At 70.1% G+C, this 17,318-nt stretch carries 17 protein-coding genes; 9 read left to right on the top strand and 8 right to left on the bottom strand.

Annotated features, from left to right (window positions below; genetic code table 11):
• Positions 1 to 8: 8 nt before the first annotated feature.
• From QSK18_RS25290 to QSK18_RS25280, 3 genes are all read left to right on the top strand, one after another.
• Positions 9 to 797, top strand: a complete 789-nt coding sequence (locus QSK18_RS25290) for a hypothetical protein (RefSeq protein WP_285624049.1) — start codon at positions 9 to 11, stop codon at positions 795 to 797.
• Positions 798 to 1,135: 338 nt separating this feature from the next.
• On the top strand, positions 1,136 to 2,116 hold the full coding sequence (locus tag QSK18_RS25285) for a dihydrodipicolinate synthase family protein (RefSeq protein WP_269810889.1): 981 nt from the start codon (positions 1,136 to 1,138) through the stop codon (positions 2,114 to 2,116).
• 27 nt (positions 2,117 to 2,143) lie between these two features.
• Positions 2,144 to 2,527: a VOC family protein gene (locus QSK18_RS25280; RefSeq protein WP_232813713.1), complete on the top strand. Its 384-nt coding sequence runs from the start codon at positions 2,144 to 2,146 to the stop codon at positions 2,525 to 2,527.
• Between the two features lie 6 nt (positions 2,528 to 2,533).
• Here the strand turns inward: QSK18_RS25280 and QSK18_RS25275 are convergent, their stop codons facing one another.
• On the bottom strand, positions 2,534 to 3,496 hold the full coding sequence (locus QSK18_RS25275) for an ATP-dependent DNA ligase (RefSeq protein ID WP_232813714.1): 963 nt from the start codon (positions 3,494 to 3,496) through the stop codon (positions 2,534 to 2,536).
• 207 nt (positions 3,497 to 3,703) lie between these two features.
• Between QSK18_RS25275 and QSK18_RS25270 the strand changes: the two genes are divergently transcribed.
• Positions 3,704 to 4,819, top strand: coding sequence for an acyltransferase family protein (locus tag QSK18_RS25270; protein WP_232813715.1), 1,116 nt, complete (start codon positions 3,704 to 3,706; stop codon positions 4,817 to 4,819).
• Here the strand turns inward: QSK18_RS25270 and QSK18_RS25265 are convergent.
• The 3 genes from QSK18_RS25265 to QSK18_RS25255 form a co-directional block, all read right to left on the bottom strand.
• Entirely contained in the window at positions 4,788 to 6,119 is a 1,332-nt protein-coding gene (locus tag QSK18_RS25265; RefSeq protein WP_285624038.1) for an alpha/beta hydrolase family protein, read from the bottom strand. The two genes, QSK18_RS25270 and QSK18_RS25265, sit on opposite strands and share 32 nt — an antisense overlap.
• A gap of 130 nt (positions 6,120 to 6,249) precedes the next feature.
• A complete protein-coding gene (locus QSK18_RS25260) occupies positions 6,250 to 7,167 on the bottom strand; it encodes a threonine/serine dehydratase (protein WP_232813717.1) in 918 nt (305 codons plus the stop codon).
• Positions 7,168 to 7,176: 9 nt separating this feature from the next.
• Positions 7,177 to 7,800 carry a TetR/AcrR family transcriptional regulator gene (locus QSK18_RS25255; RefSeq protein WP_232813718.1) on the bottom strand — a complete coding sequence of 208 codons (624 nt, stop codon included), beginning with the start codon at positions 7,798 to 7,800 and terminating at the stop codon, positions 7,177 to 7,179.
• Between the two features lie 159 nt (positions 7,801 to 7,959).
• Between QSK18_RS25255 and QSK18_RS25250 the strand changes: the two genes are divergently transcribed.
• On the top strand, positions 7,960 to 9,456 hold the full coding sequence (locus QSK18_RS25250; RefSeq protein WP_285624034.1) for an MFS transporter: 1,497 nt from the start codon (positions 7,960 to 7,962) through the stop codon (positions 9,454 to 9,456).
• On the opposite strand, the gene QSK18_RS25245 is transcribed toward QSK18_RS25250, so the two are convergent.
• The 4 genes from QSK18_RS25245 to QSK18_RS25230 form a co-directional block, all read right to left on the bottom strand.
• Positions 9,443 to 9,991, bottom strand: a complete 549-nt coding sequence (locus tag QSK18_RS25245; protein ID WP_285624030.1) for a type II toxin-antitoxin system PemK/MazF family toxin — start codon at positions 9,989 to 9,991, stop codon at positions 9,443 to 9,445. The genes QSK18_RS25250 and QSK18_RS25245 overlap by 14 nt on opposite strands.
• A 90-nt stretch (positions 9,992 to 10,081) precedes the next feature.
• Positions 10,082 to 11,122, bottom strand: coding sequence for an ABC-2 membrane transporter-related protein (locus tag QSK18_RS25240; RefSeq protein WP_285624027.1), 1,041 nt, complete (start codon positions 11,120 to 11,122; stop codon positions 10,082 to 10,084).
• A complete protein-coding gene (locus QSK18_RS25235) occupies positions 11,119 to 12,018 on the bottom strand; it encodes an ABC transporter ATP-binding protein (protein ID WP_232813722.1) in 900 nt (299 codons plus the stop codon). Before QSK18_RS25235 ends, QSK18_RS25240 begins: the two co-directional genes overlap by 4 nt.
• The gene (locus tag QSK18_RS25230) at positions 12,015 to 12,407 is read right to left on the bottom strand and encodes a GntR family transcriptional regulator (protein ID WP_232813723.1); all 393 of its coding nucleotides are present in this window, start codon (positions 12,405 to 12,407) and stop codon (positions 12,015 to 12,017) included. Before QSK18_RS25230 ends, QSK18_RS25235 begins: the two co-directional genes overlap by 4 nt.
• Before the next feature lie 158 nt (positions 12,408 to 12,565).
• Here QSK18_RS25230 and QSK18_RS25225 point away from each other — a divergent pair, with 158 nt between their 5' ends.
• From QSK18_RS25225 to QSK18_RS25210, 4 genes are all read left to right on the top strand, one after another.
• Entirely contained in the window at positions 12,566 to 13,096 is a 531-nt protein-coding gene (locus tag QSK18_RS25225) for a GNAT family N-acetyltransferase (protein WP_232813724.1), read from the top strand.
• Positions 13,097 to 13,178: 82 nt separating this feature from the next.
• Positions 13,179 to 13,928 carry a DedA family protein gene (locus tag QSK18_RS25220; protein ID WP_232813725.1) on the top strand — a complete coding sequence of 250 codons (750 nt, stop codon included), beginning with the start codon at positions 13,179 to 13,181 and terminating at the stop codon, positions 13,926 to 13,928.
• Between the two features lie 310 nt (positions 13,929 to 14,238).
• Positions 14,239 to 15,492 (top strand): MATE family efflux transporter, encoded by a 1,254-nt coding sequence (locus tag QSK18_RS25215; protein WP_285624021.1) that lies wholly within the window; start codon positions 14,239 to 14,241, stop codon positions 15,490 to 15,492.
• A gap of 113 nt (positions 15,493 to 15,605) precedes the next feature.
• On the top strand, positions 15,606 to 17,111 hold the full coding sequence (locus QSK18_RS25210) for a SulP family inorganic anion transporter (protein WP_232813727.1): 1,506 nt from the start codon (positions 15,606 to 15,608) through the stop codon (positions 17,109 to 17,111).
• The last annotated feature ends 207 nt before the right edge of the window (positions 17,112 to 17,318 follow it).

Raw genomic sequence — 17,318 nt, 5'->3', positions numbered from 1 at the left:
GGGACGACGTGGGGGAGCTGGACGGAGTCACCGTCGTGGTCATCGGGAGCGCCCGGGGGTTCGGGCGCGCCGTCGAGGAGGCGATGACCGAGGCCGGGGCCGAGGTGGTCGGTGCCGGCGTGGCCTGTGGTGAGGAGTTGCTCCGGCTTCATCGTCCCGAACTGCTGGTGATCACCTCTACCTCGCTCGACGGGACGGATCGTCGGCTCGACCCCAGTGAGGCGTTCGACTGGGCGGCTGCCGCCCTGCGGGTCGCTGCTTCCGGGGGCGGGCAGCCGGCCACGGTCTTCGCTGTTTCCGGTGAGCCGGTCGAGGCGGTTGAGCCGGTTGCGTCGACGGAACTGATCGACTCGACGGGATCGATCACTCCGATGAAACTGACCGAGACGGTGGGGTTGACGGGGTCGGCCGCCGGGGCGACATCGGCTGGGGTGGAAGCCTTCTCTCACTCGTTGGAGCCGCTGGCGGCCTATGTGGCGTGGGAGGCGCAGCGCCTGGGAGTGCATCTGCGCTTCGTCTGTGTCCTGGTGCCCCCGGGTGACCAGGTACGGCTGGTGCACCGTTTTCGGGAGCGGGCCGGGGGCATCGGGCGTTCGGCCTGGAGCAGTGTGGCGGCCCTGGTGGCGGGTCTGGGCCCGGTGCTGACCGAGCTGGAACTTGGTTCTGAGCTGGTGCGACTCGCTGCTCTGGCTGCTGGTGACCCGTTGGGACGCGGCCGTACGGGCGCCGGTGACGGTGAGCGACTGGCTTCGGCCTACCTGCTGGGCGCCGACGGCGTAGTGCCGATTTCGGGCTGAAACCCGTTCTGGGCCGGGCCGAGTGAGAATACCTGCCCGTTTGTGACTGCGTTCGGGGCCGAAAGGGTTAACATTGAGCATCGTGGGCGGAAAGTTCTGCACGGCCCGACGATCGCCTGTTGGACCCGGCAGCCCCCACGAGCGGCGGCCCGGGGCGCCACGTATTCAGTGGCGTGAAATCACTGTTGATGACCTGGGTTTTCCGTGCCCGCGTGCCGATAGGTGCAGGTAAGCCGCCTCAGGCGCGCGGCCAGGCAACAGCATGGGCGCTGCTCAATGGCGCACGCCCCTGCGGACATTGGACAAAGGCGAACAACAGAAGATCGGGACTGACGATCATGGTGGCGGACAGTACAGACACATCGGCCCTATTCAGTTCGATCGGTGGGGTCGTCCCGCCGATCTGCACCCCCCTCACGCCGGACAGGCAGCTCGACCTCGACTCGCTGCGGAACCTGCGGGCCCACCTGATCAGGCAGGGCGCCGCCGGCATCTTCGCGCTCGGCACCATGGGCGAGGGGCACTATCTCACCCCTGGTCAGTCGATCCAGGTGGTCGAGACGCTGGCCGCCGAGAAGCACGACGAGCCACTGCTTGTCGGCATCGTGGAGCCGAGCACCCCACGGGTGCTGGAGGGAATAGACCGTCTGGTCTCGGACCGGGTCGACGGCATCGTGGTCACCGGCCCGTTCTACGCCAACGTCAGTGAGCCGGAAATTCTGCGGCACTTCGAGCTGATCGCAAATCATTCTCCGGTGCCGGTTCTCGCCTACAACATGCCCAGCAACACCGGTTACGCCCTCACCGCGCACAACATGATCGAGCTGCTCGCCGAGGACCTCATCGTCGGCATCAAGGACAGCTCGCTCGACCTGACCAACCTGCGCCGGGTCACCGTCGAGGTGCCCAACGTGGACAAGAAGCTCATCTTCACCGGCTCGGACACGCTGCTCGACTGCGCGCTCGACATCGGGGCGAACGGCGCCGTCACCGGCCTGTCCAACATCGCCGCCGACCACTTCGCCGGGGCGATGGCCGCGCACGCCGGGGGCCGCCGGGCCGAGCTGTCCAGCATTCTGCGGGTCCTCAACATCCTGGTGCAGGTCTACGTGCCCACCGAGGTCGAGCGTGGGCCCAACAGCACGGCGATCGGCGCGCTCAAGTCGGCGCTGGTGCAGCAGGGCGTCATTGCGTCGGATGCGCTGAGCGAGCCGATGACACCGGTCACCGAGGGCCGGCGCGAGCACGTGCGCTCGGTGCTGGAAGAGGCCCGTCAGCTGGCCGACCTGGCCGAGGCCCCCTCGGGTCTCACCGTCTGAGCCCGGTCGCCGATGAGGACGGCGGTGATGACCGGTCCTACCTTCATGGACATCATCACCGCCGTTCTCAGTGTGTCGATCGAGGTGCAGGACCAGGAGAAGGCCCTGGCCTTCTACCGGGACGTGCTCGGCTGCCAGGTGCGGGTGGATGCCGAGCCCTGGCCCGGTGCCCGCTATCTGGAGGTCGTGGCGCCCGGTTCGCCGGTGGGCATCGTCCTGGTCACCCGGGCCGGCGGGCTGCCGATCGGCGTCCGCTACAGCACACCCGACGCCGAGGCCGCCCACCGGGCCCTGCGCGAGGCCGGGGTAACGCCCCACCAGGAGGTGCTCTACACCGATTTCGCGCCGCCCATGTTCACCTTCCCCGACCAGGACGGCAACATGGCCATCCTGATCGAGGGTGGCGACTGATCACAGTCAGGGGCGCAGATCGTCCGGGCTCAGGTCGAGGCGCACGCGCAGGAAGCGGGTGGGGTGGCGCCAGTAGCCGCCCTGGTCGGCCAGATCCGCGTGCACCTCGACCACCACGTCCGGTTCCACCCGCACGATCGGCAGGCGCCGCGGGTTGGTCCAGGCCCCGAGCCGGCCGCTGGAGATGTGGTCGTCGGGCAGGAAGTGCTCCGCCGTGGCCACTCGCAGGTGTCGCGTGAGCTCGCGGCGCTGGCTCGGGCTGAGGTCGGTGGTGGTCCCCGCGATGTGCAGGGTTCCGTCCTCGCCGGGCCGGGCCAGGATCAGCCGCTCGGGCCGGGCCCGGGTGCCGGTCACTGCCGCCACCAGGGCCTCGTTGCTGTCCCGGATGCGGAGCTTGAGCCAGGCCCGGCGGCCCGACTGATAGCGCACCGCAAGCCCTTTGATCACCAGCCCCTCGATGCCCACCCGGGCGTCCGCGTAGTCACGCAGCCAGTTCGCCGCTACTTCCTGGTCGCGGGTGGCGGGGGTGATGGCGAACGGCGGGGAGAGTCGGGTGACCAAAGCCTGCAGTTTGCGACGGCGCACGCGCAGCGGTTCCGGCGCGTAGGGCTGCCCGTCCCACTGCAGCACATCGAAAGCCACGAATGAGGCCGGGGCCTTGCGGCACAGTTCGCTGATGCGCGAGCGCGAGGCCATACGGCTCTGCAAGGCGCTGAAGTCGAGTCGGTCGCCAGCCCAGATCACCAGTTCCCCGTCGAGCAGGGTGCCCGGGGGAAGCTGGGCCGCTGCCGCGTCGGCAATATCGGGAAAGATCGGCGTGAGGTCGGTGTGGCGCCGCGAGCGAATCATCACCCCGCCACCGGGACCGACCCCCACAAGCCCGCGATACCCGTCCCATTTTGGTTCGTACAGGCAGCCCCCGGGCAGTGCGCGGGCGGTGGGCAGATGGTCCACGGCCTTACTCAGCATGGGCTCAGCCGGCCACGGCAGATCCTCAGCGCTGGGGAGCTGAGATGTACGGACGCTTCGGGGCACCTTCGCAGGGGTACCGGCAGGCCGTTCAACTGTCCCGTTACGTCACCCATTCGGCCCAGCAGCTCCTACGATCGTGCGCAACCGCGAACGCTCGAGCCTCTCTCAGCTAACTCTCCCCTTACGTAAGGTTAGAGTTTTCGAGTGCTGGACCAGCTGAGCCTCGCTCGCCACAACGCCACCCGACCGGCCACGCTGGCCACCGAGTTCGACCCCCGCAACAACGCGCTCAACATCATGCGGCTGCTGCTGGCGGGCCTGGTGGCGGTCGTCCACGCGATGTTCCTGGGGTTCGGGCACCAGCCGCACATCGGCGTGACCGAGGTCGGCGCCCTGGCGGTGGACGCGTTCTTCGTGCTCAGCGGGTTCCTGGTGGCGCGCAGCTTCCTGAGGATCGAGTCGCTGCCGCGCTATCTGTGGCACCGGGCGTTGCGGATCATGCCCGGGTTCTGGGTGTGCCTGGTGATCACCGCCTTCCTGGTGGCGCCGGTGCTCGCGGTGATCATGGGGCGGCCCGGAACCTCAGTGTTCACCGGCGAGAACTCGGCGCTCAGCTATCTGGTGTCCAACGCGGCCCTGTTCATCCACCAGTTCGGCATCTCCGGCCTGCCCGGGGTGGGCGGCAACCCGGACGTGATCAACGGTTCGCTGTGGACGTTGTTCTACGAGGCGGCCTGCTACGGGCTGATCGCGCTGCTGGGAGTGACCGGCGTGCTCAGGCACCGGCCCGAACTGGTGCTGGTCCTGATCGGCGTGCTCTGGGCCGCCACGGTGGCTGCGGCGGCCGGCATCGACGTGGGATCCAGCTATCTGCTGCGCTTCGGCCTGGTGTTCCTGCTCGGCACCGCTGCACTGCTGTTCGCCGACTCGCTACCTATCAACGGTTTCCTGGCCCTGGGCAGTCTCGCCGTTCTTGTCGCTTCTCTGCTGATCTTTCACGACTACCGGGTGGTGGGCGCCCCGGCCTTCGCCTACCTGTGCCTGTATCTGATGGTGCGTATGCCGGTGTTCTGGGAGCCCAAGTGGGACCTGTCGTACGGGCTTTACGTCTGGCACTGGCCGATCGCTCAGACTCTGGTGGCGCTGGGAATCGCCGACTACACCCACTTCCCCTTCGTGGTGCTCACGCTGGTGCTGACCGCCGGAGTGTCGGCGCTGTCGTGGAAGTTCGTCGAGGAGCCATCAATGAGCTTCAAGCACGCGGCCTGGGTGACTCGTTGGGCGCCCGTCACTCCGAAGCGCCGGCATCGGGCCCGCTGAACACCTTGTCCAGGAACTGCAGCGTCGCGCTGGTGGTGGCGGCGTAGGCCGCCTGCGGGCTTTTACTGCCGAAGAGCGTGGGGACGGGGGGTAGCAAGAACGGCGCGTCGGTGAAGCTCAGGTGTTTGGTGTTCTCGACGGTGATCTCGCGCCCGCCGGAAGAATTCTTGACCACGTCGGCCACGGCGGCCGCATACTCGGCGTCGTTCTCGGGGTTGCCGGTGCCGTCGCCGGCCACCAGAACCAGAACAGGCTGACTGGGCCGGGCGTTGTTGCGGGGGAGCCCGTCGATGTCGATCGCAGCCCGGAATCGCCCGTCGTGCGCTGCGGCTTGGAGTGCGGCGGCGCCCCCGGCGGAGTGACCGGCCACCGCGACCCGGTCGAGGTCGAGCCGGTTCTGGAACATCGGCATGGCGACGAGCTGGTCGAGGGCGAAGCTCAGATCGGCGGCGCGGATCCCGGTGGCCCGGTTGGTGTTGGCCTCGTCCCGCCCCTCATCGCCGGTGGCTTGCAGCGTCGAGCGGATGGCCCGGCCGTCGGGGGTGACGGTGGTGGCCGAGTCGTAGGGGTGGTCCAGTGCCACCACCACGTAGCCACGGGCCGCCAGGAACTCGGCCCAGGCAGTGTTCTGGGTGCGCACGCCGAGCAGGCCGGGGGAGAACAGCACCACACCGAACTGGCCGCCGGTGGCCAGTTCGGCATCGGTGGTGGAGTGGTTGTGCCCCTTGGCCGCCTCGCTGAGCAGGAACGACGGCACTCCTAGCGAGCTGCCCAGCCCTTCCGAAACCAGTTCGGCCTGCTGCCCCAGATACGGTGCTGCCGCTCCGGAAGCAGTTGCCGGGTACCAGATCTGCGCGGTGACGTTGCGCTTGTCGTCCTTCTCGGGGGTGCCCGGCTCGGGCCGCTTCGCGTCGGTCCAGTAGGCGACCGTGGTGCCCACCGGGTGCTCGCCGCCGGGCTCGGGCAGGTCGAGCGGACGGAAACCCCAGAGACTGATCGCCCCGACCAGCATCGAGCCGAGCGCCGCGGTGACCCCGAGACCGAAGAACGTGCCGCCCACCCAGCCGCGCGGCCGGCCGGTGGCAATGCGGAGAACAGCCAGAGCCAGACTGAGGACGCCTGCCACCAGTACGCCGGTGAGTTGCCAGCGCAGGCCCTGGGTCAGGAGGACCGCGACCGACGCGGCCACGAACACGACTGCGGCGCCGACAGCGGCTGAGCGGCGCATCCGGGCCGGCACCACGGTGCTGGCCACGCAGACTATTGCGCTGCCGACGAAAAGATTTTCGAGCAGAGTCATTTCATCCATCCCCTAGGTCGCCACCAGCTTGGTGGGGACGAAGGGGACGGAGCGTCACTCCCCGGGGTGATCTTGGGAGCTGACTTCCGGGTGGGCGTCAGCCTGCGGGCTGAGCCGCATCAGACTCTGGTCAGACAAGGGTGGCCGGGTCGGTGTTGGCGCCGCAGATCACCACGGCCACCTTCTCGCCCTCGGCCGGAACGTAGGCGCCGGAGGTCAGGGCCGCGTAGGCGGTCGCGGCGCCGTGCTCGGCGGGGATGCGGTAGTCGCGCCAAAGCTGGTGCCGGGCCTCGACGACGGCTTCGTCGGAGACCAGGACCGAAGTGGGGGACGTGCGCTGGGCCAGGTTCCAGCCGATGTCACCGACCCGGCGGGCGCCGAGCGAGTCGGCGGCCACGCCGGAGACTGCGATGTCGACCGGTTCGCCCGCGGCCAGGGCGGAGTGCAGCGTGGGGCAGTGCTCGGTCTCGACCGCCACGACCTTGGCCCGGTGCTCGGCCGAGGCGGCAATGCCGGCGAACAGGCCGGCCCCGCCCACCGCCACCACGATCGTGTCCACGTCGGGGGCGTCGTCGAGGATCTCTTCGGCCAGGGTGCCCGCCCCGGCCACGATCTCGGGCTGGTCGTAGGCGTGACAGAAGAGCGCGCCGGTGCTGGCCACGTGCGCCGTGGCGGCGGCGTAGGCCTCGGCGTACTCGGTGCCCACCTGCACCACCTCGGCGCCGTACCCGCGCAGCCGGGCCACCTTGACCGCGGGCGCGGTCTGCGGCACGAAGACGGTGGCGCGTACGCCCAGCACCGAGGCGGCGTAGGCGTTGGCCAGGCCTGCGTTGCCGCCGGAGGCGGTGACGATGCCGGTCTGCGGGTCGAGCTCGCCTCGCTCCTGGGCCGCCAGTTGCCGGTTGAACGCCCCACGGGTCTTGAAAACGCCGGTCTTCTGCAGGAACTCGCACTTGAACCAGAGGCCCTCGGCCGCCAGCAGGGGAGTGTGGCGGATGTAGGGGGCGATGCGGGTGCGGGCAGAAAGGACGTCGTCTCGCGTGATCACCGATTCACCCTACGCGGGCTCGGTGCCGTCGCTGAGGGAGGCCGGCCAGGGCGGTGCGTCGGGCAGCTGCACCAGTGGTTCCTCGGCGTAGGTCAGGGCCAGCAGCAGTTGGCGGGTGTACTCCAGCTCTTCGTGCTGGTGACCGCCTTCGTACAGGCCGGCGATGGATGCGCCGTCGGCGGCCCTCATGATCAGCAGCACGCGCTGCGGATCGAGACCGTCCGGGGCGAAGAGGTCTTTCCACTGCTGCTTGTCCCGGAGCATCAGCTCGCCCACCCCCGGGACGTTGGAAAGGGCCGAGACCAGGGCCACGTGCTCGACCGGGGACGGCTCGTTGCGCAGGATGTCGAACGAGGCCCGGATGTAGCCCCGCAGGTTGCGGCCGGGGGCCCGGTCGGCCGGGTCCACCGCAGCCAGGACCGTGGAGGTGAACTGCTCGAGGAGGTCCTCGCACACCGCCAGGAGCAGTTCGTCGCGGGAACGGAAGTGGTGCAGCAGGCCGCCCTTCGACACCCCGGCCTCCCGGGCGATGGTGTCGATGCTGACCCCGGCGCCCTTGGCGGCGACCACCCGGGCCGCTGCACTCAGCACGGCGCGTCGGGTCCGCGCCGGATCCCGCTCTCGTTCGGCCACCTGGCCTCCTCTGTTCTGAATCTCAGCCGACCACCCTGACCAGGAGACCGGTCCAGCATCGGTGTCCACGGACGTCCTCAGATCGGGGTTGCCCTCGGACAGCCTAATAGCCGACCAAATGGTTTGCTTAACCGACCATGTGGTCCGTAACCTGAGGGCATGAGTACTCCCGTCCTGCCCACCGACCGGCCGGCGAAGCCGGCCGGACCCCGCGAGTGGGCCGCGCTGGTGCCGCTCACGCTGGCCGTGACCCTGCTGGCAGTCGACGGCACCGTGCTCGCGCTGGCCGTGCCCTCGCTGACCGCCGACCTGAACGCCTCCGGCACCGAGCTGCTGTGGATCGGCGACATCTACTCGTTCGCCCTGGCCGGCCTGCTGATCACGATGGGCACGGTGGCCGACCGGATCGGCCGGCGGCGGTTGCTGATCATCGGCGGCGTCGGGTTCGGGCTGGTCTCGCTGCTGGCCGCGTTCGCCCCCGGGCCGGGCTGGCTGATCGCCGCCCGCGCCCTGCTGGGTGTGGCCGGAGCCACGCTGATGCCCTCGACCCTGTCGATCGTGCGCAACCTGTTCCCGGACGACCGGCAGCGCACCCGGGCGGTGGCGATCTGGTCGACCGGTGCGGCCGGTGGTGCCGCGCTCGGCCCGGTGGTGGGTGGCTTCCTGCTCGAGCACTTCTGGTGGGGCTCGGTCTTCGTGATCAACCTGCCGGTGATGGCGCTGATGGTGGCCACCGTGCTCTGGCTGGTGCCGGAGTCCCGTGACCCCCGGCCGGGGAGCTTCGACCTGCTCAGCGCGCTGTTGTCGGTGCTCGCGATCGTGCCGCTGGTCTGGGCGGTCAAGCACCTGGCGCACGAGGGGGCAGACGGTTTCGGGCTGGGCGCGGCGCTGGCCGGGGTGGCCTTCGGCTGGATCTTCGTGCAGCGGCAGCGGCGGCTCAGTCATCCTCTGGTCGACGTGACCCTGTTCCGGCGGCCGGCCTTCTCGGGCACCGTACTGGCCCAGTTCATAGCCATTTTCGCGTTCAGCGGGCTGCTGTACTTCTTCTCCCAGTACCTGCAGCTGGTCAAGGGCTACTCGCCGCTGCAGGCGGGGCTGCGTGAACTGCCGCTGACGATCGCCTCGATCGCGGTGGTGGTCGTGGCGGTGCCGCTGATCGTCCGGCTCGGGGTCGGGCGCTCGCTCGGTTTCTCGCTGTTCTTTACGGCTCTGGGGCTGGCTGTGCTGGCCGTGTTCGAGACGGCCGAAGGCTACGCGGGTCTCGCGCTGGGCCTGGTGATCATCGGCCTGGGCGTGGGTGTCGTGTTCGCGGCGGCGACCGACGCGGTGCTGAGCTCGGTGCCCAGCGAGCGGGCGGGATCGGCCTCGGCCATCTCCGAGATGTCCTACGAGCTGGGGGTTGCCGTGGGTATCGCGGTGCTCGGCTCGCTGCAGGGCGTGCTCTACCGCAACCACCTGCCCGAGGGGGCAGGGGCGGCGGTGCAGGACTCGCTGGCGCGGGCGGCCCAGGTCCTGCCCGACGGCGAGCTGCTCGAGGCGGCTCGGCACTCCTTCGCCGAGGCGATGCAGGCCACCTCGTGGATCGCCGCCGGGCTGGTGGTGGTGGCCGGGCTGGTGGCCTGGCGGGTGATTCCCTCCGGAACTACCAGCCGTTGACCTCACGGACGCCGGCGGCGACCTTTTCGAACACGGGACGGGGCAGAGCGGCTCCCTCACGCCGCACGGCGGCCGGGTTCAGCTGCAGCACCCGGTCGAGACGCACTTCGCTGGGCCGGTTCTGGCGGTCCCAGGCGCCCGGGCCGACGTCCATCCAGCGGCGTCCGTACCGGGCCTCCTGGGCCGCGTCACGATCATGGTCCTTGCTGGTCAGCATCAGGCCCAGGAGGTGGCCGCGGTGCTCGGCGACGACCAGCACCGGCCGGTCCTTGCCCTGGCTGTGGTCCTCCTCGTAGGGCACCCAGGCCCAGACCACCTCGCCCGGGTCCGGGGCGCCGTCGGCCTCCGGGGCATAGGTGATCTTGGCCTTGCCGGTGAAGTCCCCCGCGTAGGCCGTGCTGGTGCTGGTGCTGGTGCTGGTCGATGCTGCGGCCGGGGGCTTGGGCTTTGGGCCGGACCGGTTCCGTCGGGGAGTCTGCTCGGGCCGTCCTAGCCCGAGCAGACGAAGCGCTGAATCCCACCAAGCTGATGCCATCCCCGCACCCTACGAGGTCTTCTGGGCCGGGCCACCGGGCGGGCGCTCACAGGCCTCTGCGGATGCGCTCACAGGGCTTAGTGGAGGCGCTCACAGGTCTCGGCGGATGCGCCAGAAGGCGAAGCCGGTGAGCAGGGCCGCGCCCCCGACCAGCAGGCCGGTCTCCCGCCACTGCAACGTCCAGAAGGCGCTTTCGGGGTGGTAGACGATGTGCTGCTGGTAGCCGTCGGCCGCCAGTTGCTGGATGCACCGGTCGCGCTCACCTCCGGGGGCCGACGCGGAGTCGTCCTGCCCGGGTTCCGGCATGCAGTCGGGTACGTAGTCGGGCAGTTGAGCCGGCGCGGTGCCGCTGCGGTCTACCGTCTCGTCGCTCAGCACCCAGTCGGCGGCCCCGGCCCCGGAGATGTGGAAGGTCTTGTGCTGCGGGTTCTGTGGGGACCCGGTGCCCTCCAGGCCGCGCAGGTTGTCGAGGGTGATGGCCAGCCGGGTGTCGATCGGGGCGGCCAGGTGCGCGCGGACGAAGAGCGGCATGCACACCTGCAGCACCACCATCAACGCCATGGTCAGGCCGAGGGCGACCAGGGTGCGGCGCAGCACCATGCCGAGCACCACGCCCAGGGTGAAGGCGAACAGTGCGTAGCCGATCGGCACCAGACCGCGCACGCCGAACAGGAACGGGCTCATCCGGTTGAACGAGAAGACATCCGTCGGGCCCTCTTTCGGCACGGCCGCGTCGATCGGCGCCGCCCACCAGGTGATCGCCAAGGTCAGCAGCCCACTGATCACCAGCACGGCCGCCGCCCCCAGGCCCAGCCGGTAGGCCAGCCAGCGGGTGCGGCCCACGCCCTGGGCCCAGATCAGCCGATGGGTGCCGGCCTCCACCTCGCGGGCCACCAGGGCCGCTCCCCAGAAGGCGCCGAGCAGGGCCGGCACCGCATAGGTGAGCAGGATGGTGGCGACGTAGAGGAAGCTGTTCGGGGTGTGGCGGGCGGCCTGCTGCAGGAAGTTCTCGGAGCTCGACAGGTCGGCCAGGTCGGGCCCGGTGAGAGCCAGGGCCAGGGCGACGACGGCCAGGGCGCCGAGCCCGATCAGCAGCTGCAGCCGGGAGAGCCGGTAGTGGAGCCAGATCATCGCTGAACCTCCAGAGAGGGCCGGGCCGGGGTGCTCGGACGGTCGCTGCCCAGGTAGGCGAGCACCAGGTCCTCGAGGGTGAGCGGGGTGACGGTCCAGGCCGGGTCGAGCACCGGCTGGTCGGTCCGGATCAGCAGAGTGGTCTGCCGGTCGGTGTGGCGCTCGCTGATCACGTGCTGGTCGGCGGGCAGCCGGGAGATGTCGCGCCGCGGCCCGGTGAGCCGGTGGTGGGCGGCCAGCAGCTCCTCGATGTCACCGCTGAGCAGGACCCGCGAGCCGACCAGCACGATCAGGTAGTCGCAGGCCCGTTCCAGGTCGGAGACCAGGTGCGAGGAGAGGATGACGCTCAGCTCCTGCTCGGCCACCGAAGTCATCAGGTCCTGCAGGAAGTCGCGGCGGGCGAGCGGGTCGAGGCTGGCCACCGGCTCGTCGAGCAGCAGCAGTTCTGGCCGCTTGGCCACGCCGAGGGTGAGGGCGAGCTGGGCCCGCTGGCCACCAGAGAGCCGGCCGGCGCGTTGCCTCGGGTCCAGGCCGAGCCGCTCGATCTTGGCCGAGGCCAGCTCCGCGTCCCAGCGGGGATAGAGACGAGCGCCGAGCTGCAGGTGGTCGGCCACGCTGAGGCTGTTGTAGGTGGGGGCGTCCTGGGCGACGAAGCCGACCTTGGCCAGCTGTTCGGCACCGGAGGCGGGCCGGCCGCCGAGCACCTCGATGCTGCCGCTCGTGGGGGTGAGCAGACCGGCCGCCAGGTTCAGCAGGGTGCTCTTGCCGGCGCCGTTGGGGCCGACCAGTCCGACCACCCGGCCGGTGGGGACCTCGAGGTCGCAGTCCTGCAGGGCCCACCGGCGCCGGTAGCGCTTGCCCAGGCCGTGGGCGCTCAGCGCGGGCACGCCGGTCATGCCACACCCTCCGCCGCCGAGGCCCGGAAGCTGGCCAGGAACAGGGCCTCGATGCTCTCGTCGTCCAGCCCGGCGCCGCGCGCCCGGCCGATCCAGCCGTCGATCTCCCGGCGCAGCGGGCGCATCACGGCCAGGCCCGGAGTGGCCAGGGAACCGGTGATGAAGGTGCCGACGCCCGGCCGGGCCGTGGCCAGACCGTCGTGCTCGAGCTCGCGGTAGGCCTTGAGCACGGTGTGCGGGTTGATCGCGAGCACCGCCACCACGTCCTTGACCGTGGGCAGCTGGTCGCCCTCGGTGAGCAGGCCGAGCCGGAGTGCGTGCCTGACCTGCTGGACGATCTGCAGGTAGGGAGACACCCCGGACCGACCGTCGAGGTGAAACTCGATCATCGGTTCCTCCATTGGTGTAGGGCAATAGAACTTTAGGTAGACCCACTGATCGTTGACGAGAGTCAGGTGCGGATTCGTCCGTCCCGGTGTTCCGCGCTGCGGGACGGTCGCGGGTGCGGCATGGTGGGGGGACTGCCGGGCGTCTGGGGGGAGACGTGATGGGTACTCAGCTGTCGTGGCCGGTCGCGACCTACCTGGAGAGCGCGCGCCTGGATCTGGAGCCGCTGCGCCCGGAACACGCCGAAGAGGCCTATCCGTGGATGTCCGACGAGCGCATCCACGCCTTCACCGGTGGCCGGCCCGGCTCGCTGGACGAACTGCGCGAGCGGTTCCGCCGGCAGGCCGAGGGGCACTCGCCGGACGGGCTGCAGGGCTGGCTGAACTGGATGATCCGGCACCGCACGGGCCGTCTGGTGGGCACCGTGCAGGCCACCGTCACGCTCGGGCGGGGGCACGTGAAGCAGGCCCGGCTGGGCTGGGTGCTGGCCTTCGACGCGCAGGGGCACGGGTTCGCCCGGGAGGCCGCCGGCGAGACGGCGATCTGGCTGATGGGCCACGGGGTGCAGCGGCTCACCGCCTGCATCCACCCGCGGCACCGGGCCTCGAAGGGGGTGGCCCGGGCGATCGGGCTGCATCCGACGATCGTGGTGGTGGACGGCGAGATCGAGTGGACCAACGACGAGCTGTGACCGGACTGCGGGTTCCGGGTGACGCTCGGCACTGACCCGGGGAATTGGGAACCTTTTCGGCCCCCGTGGTAGTCGTTCCCTTGTGACCCTCGCTCTGACACCGACGACACATCTGCCGCCGGCGCTTCTGGCGTCCGCCACCGAACCCGTCCAGACCGAGGGGGACGTCGGCGGACTCACCGGCTTCACCCTCGACCTGATCGCCGATCTCGGCGAGATCGGGGTCGGGGCGCTCAGCTTCCTCGAGGTGGTCTTCCCGCCGATCCCGAGCGAGATCGTCCTGCCCCTGGCCGGTTACCAGGTGCAGGTCGGCGAGCTGAACATGGTGCTGGTGTTCGTGCTGGCCACCCTCGGCTCGGTGATCGGCTCGATCGTCCTCTACTACCTGGGTGCGATCATCGGCCTGGAGCGCGCCGCCTGGATCGCCTCCAAGGTCCCCCTGATGGACGCCTCCGACGTGCACAACTCCGCCGAGTGGTTCAACAAGTACGACTCCGTGGCGGTGTTCACCGGCCGCTTCGTGCCCGGTATCCGCAGTCTGATCTCGCTCCCGGCCGGGGCAGCGGGCATGCCGCTGTGGAAGTTCACCGCCTGGACGCTGCTCGGCACCGGGATCTGGAACGCCCTGCTGATCGGCGCCGGGATGGCGCTGGGTACGCAGTACGAGAAGGTCGAGGGCTACGCCCACTACCTGGACTACGTGCTCTACGCCGCGATCCTCGGCGTGCTCGCGTTCGGTATCGGGCGCCGCGTGGTCCAGTACCGCAACACGCCCTCCCGGCACGGTACGGCCTCGCGGTCGCGTCGTGACCGCGATCACACCGGCGTCTGAAAACGCTGTACTCGCGCTGAATTCTTCCGGGCGGCCGCAGGGGCGCCCGGGAGCACAGTGAAAGCCCCGCCGGACGTTCCGGCGGGGCTTCGTCACGTGAAAAGCGTTGTATCGCAGGTTTGCCCGAAGACGCATCGGGACCGATTCGGCCGGACAGGTGTAAAACCCCGGCCCTAGTGTCATGTCAGCGCGCTCTCAGGTGCGAGCGCCTAGTCTCTCGTCACGTAAGGGTTTTCCGATGCTGCTGGAGTGACGGGTGACGCGGCTCATGGATGCCGGTGCGGTGCCGTCGGGGCAGGCGGAGAGGTCGATGCGGTCGCGGGCGTGGTGGAAGGTCGCCGACCAGATCCTCTCCGGCCTGACCCTGGTCGGGCTCTCGTTCGTGGTGGCCCACAGCGCCGAGGTGGGCAACTTCGGCGTGTTCGGCGTGGCGCTGCTCGCCTCCGGCTTCGTCCTGGGCCTGTCCCGGGCAATGGTCAGCGACGTGTTCCTGATCCAGTTCAGCGACGTGCCCGCGCGGGTGCGCAGGCATGCGGCCAAGGAGGCCACCGGCGGCGCGGTGCTGCTGGGCCTGGTCACCGGTCTGCTGTGCTGCCTGGCCGCCGTGCTGCTGCCCGGGCGCGACCTGGGCATGGCCGTGTTCGCCATCGGCCTGGCCCTGCCCGGCCTGCTCGTGCAGGACGCCCTGCGTTTCGTCTACATCGCGGCCGGCCGCCCCGGCCCCGCCCTGGTGCTCGGCCTGACCGGTGCCGCCGCCCAGTTCACGGTGGTCGGCCTGCTGGCCGCGGCCGACCACGACTCGATGGTTCCCATCACCTTCGGCTGGGGCGTCGTGGCGCTGGTCACCGCCGCCCTGGGCTGCCTGATGACCGGCCTGCTGCCCTCGGTGGGCCGGGCCCGGCTGTGGTTCGCCCTGAACCGGCACCTCAGCGTGCGGGCCGCCGTCGAACACGTGCTCGGCCTCGGTGCCCTCTACCTGGCCTACTGCCTGATCGGTGCGGTGGTCGGCCTGTCCGCGGTCGGCTCGCTCTGGGCCGCGCAGATGTTCCTGCTCCCGGCCTACGTGGCGATCACCGCCACCGCCTCGCTGCTGTCGGCCCGGTTCGAGCTGCGGGCCCTGCAGGAGCGCTCGCTGCTCCGCCCGGCCCTGCTCACCGGCACGGGGCTGGCCGTGGTGGCCGTGCTGTGGGCGGTGGCGATCTCGGTCGTGCCCGACGCGGTCGGCATGCACCTCACCGGTGAGACCTGGGAGGGCGCCCGCACGGTGCTCCAGCCCGCGGTGGTCGGCGTGGTGATGCTGGCCCTGGCCACCGGTCCGGGGCTGGCGCTGCGGGCCTGGCGGTGCGGCGACCTGCTGCGTCAGGTGGCCCTGCTGCAGGCCCTGCTCCTGCTCGGCCTCGGGCTGCTGGGGGCACAGCTGCACGGTGTGCGGGGAGCAGCCGTGGGGCTGGTCGCCGCCCACGTCATCGGGGCCGGCACGCTCTGGGCCCTGTTCCTGCGCGAATCCTTCCTGCGCGGATCCGGGCGGCGGGCCGAGGTACCGGCCCAGCCGGTCCATTTCTGATCCCTGGCGTTCGGGTGAGCCAGCTCACTCGGCGGTGACTTCCCTTTGGCCAGAGCCAACTGTGCCGCCGCGTTAGAGTCACGCTCGGTTTTGAGCTTCCCGAAAGGTTGACCATGAGTGCCGTCCTGACCGATCCGCCGGGCCCCGTGAGTGGCCCGGAGGGGGTTCGCCGACCCGAGTGGCTGCGTTCCTGGACGGTGCTGCGGGTCGAGGTGCTGGCCGGGCTGGTCACCGCGTTCGCGCTGATCCCCGAGGTGATCTCGTTCTCGATCGTGGCCGGGCTGGACCCGCGGGTGGGCCTGTTCACCTCGTTCGTGATGGCCGTGGTGATCGCCTTCACCGGCGGCCGGCCGGCCATGGTGACCGCCGCGGCGGGCTCGACCGCGCTGGTGATCGCCCCGCTGGCCAAGGAGCACGGGCTGGACTTCGTGATCGCCGCGGTGCTGCTGGGCGGGCTGATCCAGGTGGCGCTGGCCCTGCTCGGGGTGGCCCGGCTGATGCGGTTCATCCCGCGCAGCGTGATGATCGGCTTCGTCAACGCGCTGGCCATCCTGATCTTCAGCGCCCAGCTGCCGCACCTGTTCGACGTGCCCGCCCTGGTCTACCCGCTGCTGGTGCTCTCGATCGTGATCATCGTGTTCGCCCCCCGGTTCATCAAGGCCGTACCGGCCCCGCTGATCTCGATCGTGGTGGTGACCGCGCTGGCGATCGGCTTCGGGATGCACGTGCCGACGGTGGGGGAGGAGGGCAAGCTGCCCGACGGCCTGCCGCTGCCGGGGATCCCGGACATCCCCTGGACGATGGACACCCTCACCCTGATCCTGCCGTTCTCGCTCGGCCTGGCCCTGGTCGGCCTGCTGGAGACGCTGCTGACCGCCAAGCTGGTCGACGACATCACCGACACCGGCTCGGACAAGACCCGCGAGGCGGCCGGGCTGGGGGTGGCCAACCTGGCCGCCGGGGCGTTCGGCGGCATGGGCGGCTGCGCGATGATCGGCCAGACGATGATCAACGTCAACAGCGGCGGACGGCACCGGCTGAGCACCTTCATGGCCGGCGCCTGGCTGCTGGTCCTGGTGCTGCTGCTCGGCCCGGTGGTCGCCGACATGCCGATGGTGGCCCTGGTGGCGGTCATGGTCGTGGTCTCGGCCACCACCTTCGACTGGCACAGCGTGGCCCCGGCGACCCTGCGCCGGATGCCGCGCAGCGAGACCCTGGTCATGCTGGTCACCGTGGCCGTCACGGTGGCCACGAACAACCTGGCCTACGGCGTGATCATCGGGGTGCTGGCGGCCAGCGTGCTGTTCGCCCGGCGGGTGGCCCACCTGGTCACGGTGACTGCGCAGACCAGCGAGGACGGCTCGCTGAAGACCTACCAGGTGCACGGGCAGCTGTTCTTCGCCTCCAGCAACGACATCGTGCACCAGTTCGACTACGCCGGTGACCCGCAGCGGGTGGTGATCGACCTGACCACGGCCCAGATCTGGGACGCCTCGTCGGTGGCGGCGATGGACGCGATCTCGACCAAGTACGCCGCCCGCGGCAAGGAGGTCACCATCGTCGGGATGAATCCCACCAGCGAGGCGATGCACCTGAGACTGGCCGGAAAACTGGGCTGATCCACTCCTGATCCACTTCGCGGCAACCGGTTTCACCTTCGGGTGGCCGGTTGCCGCCGGTTTGGTGGGTACCTGTGCGGTTGCGCGGTGGATCTGTGGTGCGAGGCTCATCGGCGAGTGCAGACCAGCCGCTCGGAATTCAGGAACCGAACCCCTTGTGAGGCTGACATGGCCGACCAGTTCAGTACGCCCCCGCGTACCACCTAC

The organism is Kineosporia sp. NBRC 101677 (assembly GCF_030269265.1).
Taxonomy (GTDB): domain Bacteria; phylum Actinomycetota; class Actinomycetes; order Actinomycetales; family Kineosporiaceae; genus Kineosporia; species Kineosporia rhizophila.
The sequence above is the reverse complement of the archived record's forward strand: the minus strand, read 5'-3'. Positions and strand labels throughout refer to the sequence as shown.

Bases quoted from the DNA above. Each gene is read 5' to 3' on its own strand.
- QSK18_RS25240 (WP_285624027.1), bottom strand. From the start codon at position 11,122: ATGATCTGGCTCCACTACCGGCTCTCCCGGCTGCAGCTGCTGATCGGG.
- QSK18_RS25230 (WP_232813723.1), bottom strand. From the start codon at position 12,407: ATGATCGAGTTTCACCTCGACGGTCGGTCCGGGGTGTCTCCCTACCTG.
- QSK18_RS25285 (WP_269810889.1), top strand. From the start codon at position 1,136: ATGGTGGCGGACAGTACAGACACATCGGCCCTATTCAGTTCGATCGGT.
- QSK18_RS25235 (WP_232813722.1), bottom strand. From the start codon at position 12,018: ATGACCGGCGTGCCCGCGCTGAGCGCCCACGGCCTGGGCAAGCGCTAC.
- QSK18_RS25275 (WP_232813714.1), bottom strand. From the start codon at position 3,496: ATGCTGAGTAAGGCCGTGGACCATCTGCCCACCGCCCGCGCACTGCCC.
- QSK18_RS25215 (WP_285624021.1), top strand. From the start codon at position 14,239: ATGCGGTCGCGGGCGTGGTGGAAGGTCGCCGACCAGATCCTCTCCGGC.
- QSK18_RS25265 (WP_285624038.1), bottom strand. From the start codon at position 6,119: ATGACTCTGCTCGAAAATCTTTTCGTCGGCAGCGCAATAGTCTGCGTG.
- QSK18_RS25245 (WP_285624030.1), bottom strand. From the start codon at position 9,991: ATGGCATCAGCTTGGTGGGATTCAGCGCTTCGTCTGCTCGGGCTAGGA.
- QSK18_RS25225 (WP_232813724.1), top strand. From the start codon at position 12,566: ATGGGTACTCAGCTGTCGTGGCCGGTCGCGACCTACCTGGAGAGCGCG.
- QSK18_RS25250 (WP_285624034.1), top strand. From the start codon at position 7,960: ATGAGTACTCCCGTCCTGCCCACCGACCGGCCGGCGAAGCCGGCCGGA.
- QSK18_RS25210 (WP_232813727.1), top strand. From the start codon at position 15,606: ATGAGTGCCGTCCTGACCGATCCGCCGGGCCCCGTGAGTGGCCCGGAG.
- QSK18_RS25280 (WP_232813713.1), top strand. From the start codon at position 2,144: ATGACCGGTCCTACCTTCATGGACATCATCACCGCCGTTCTCAGTGTG.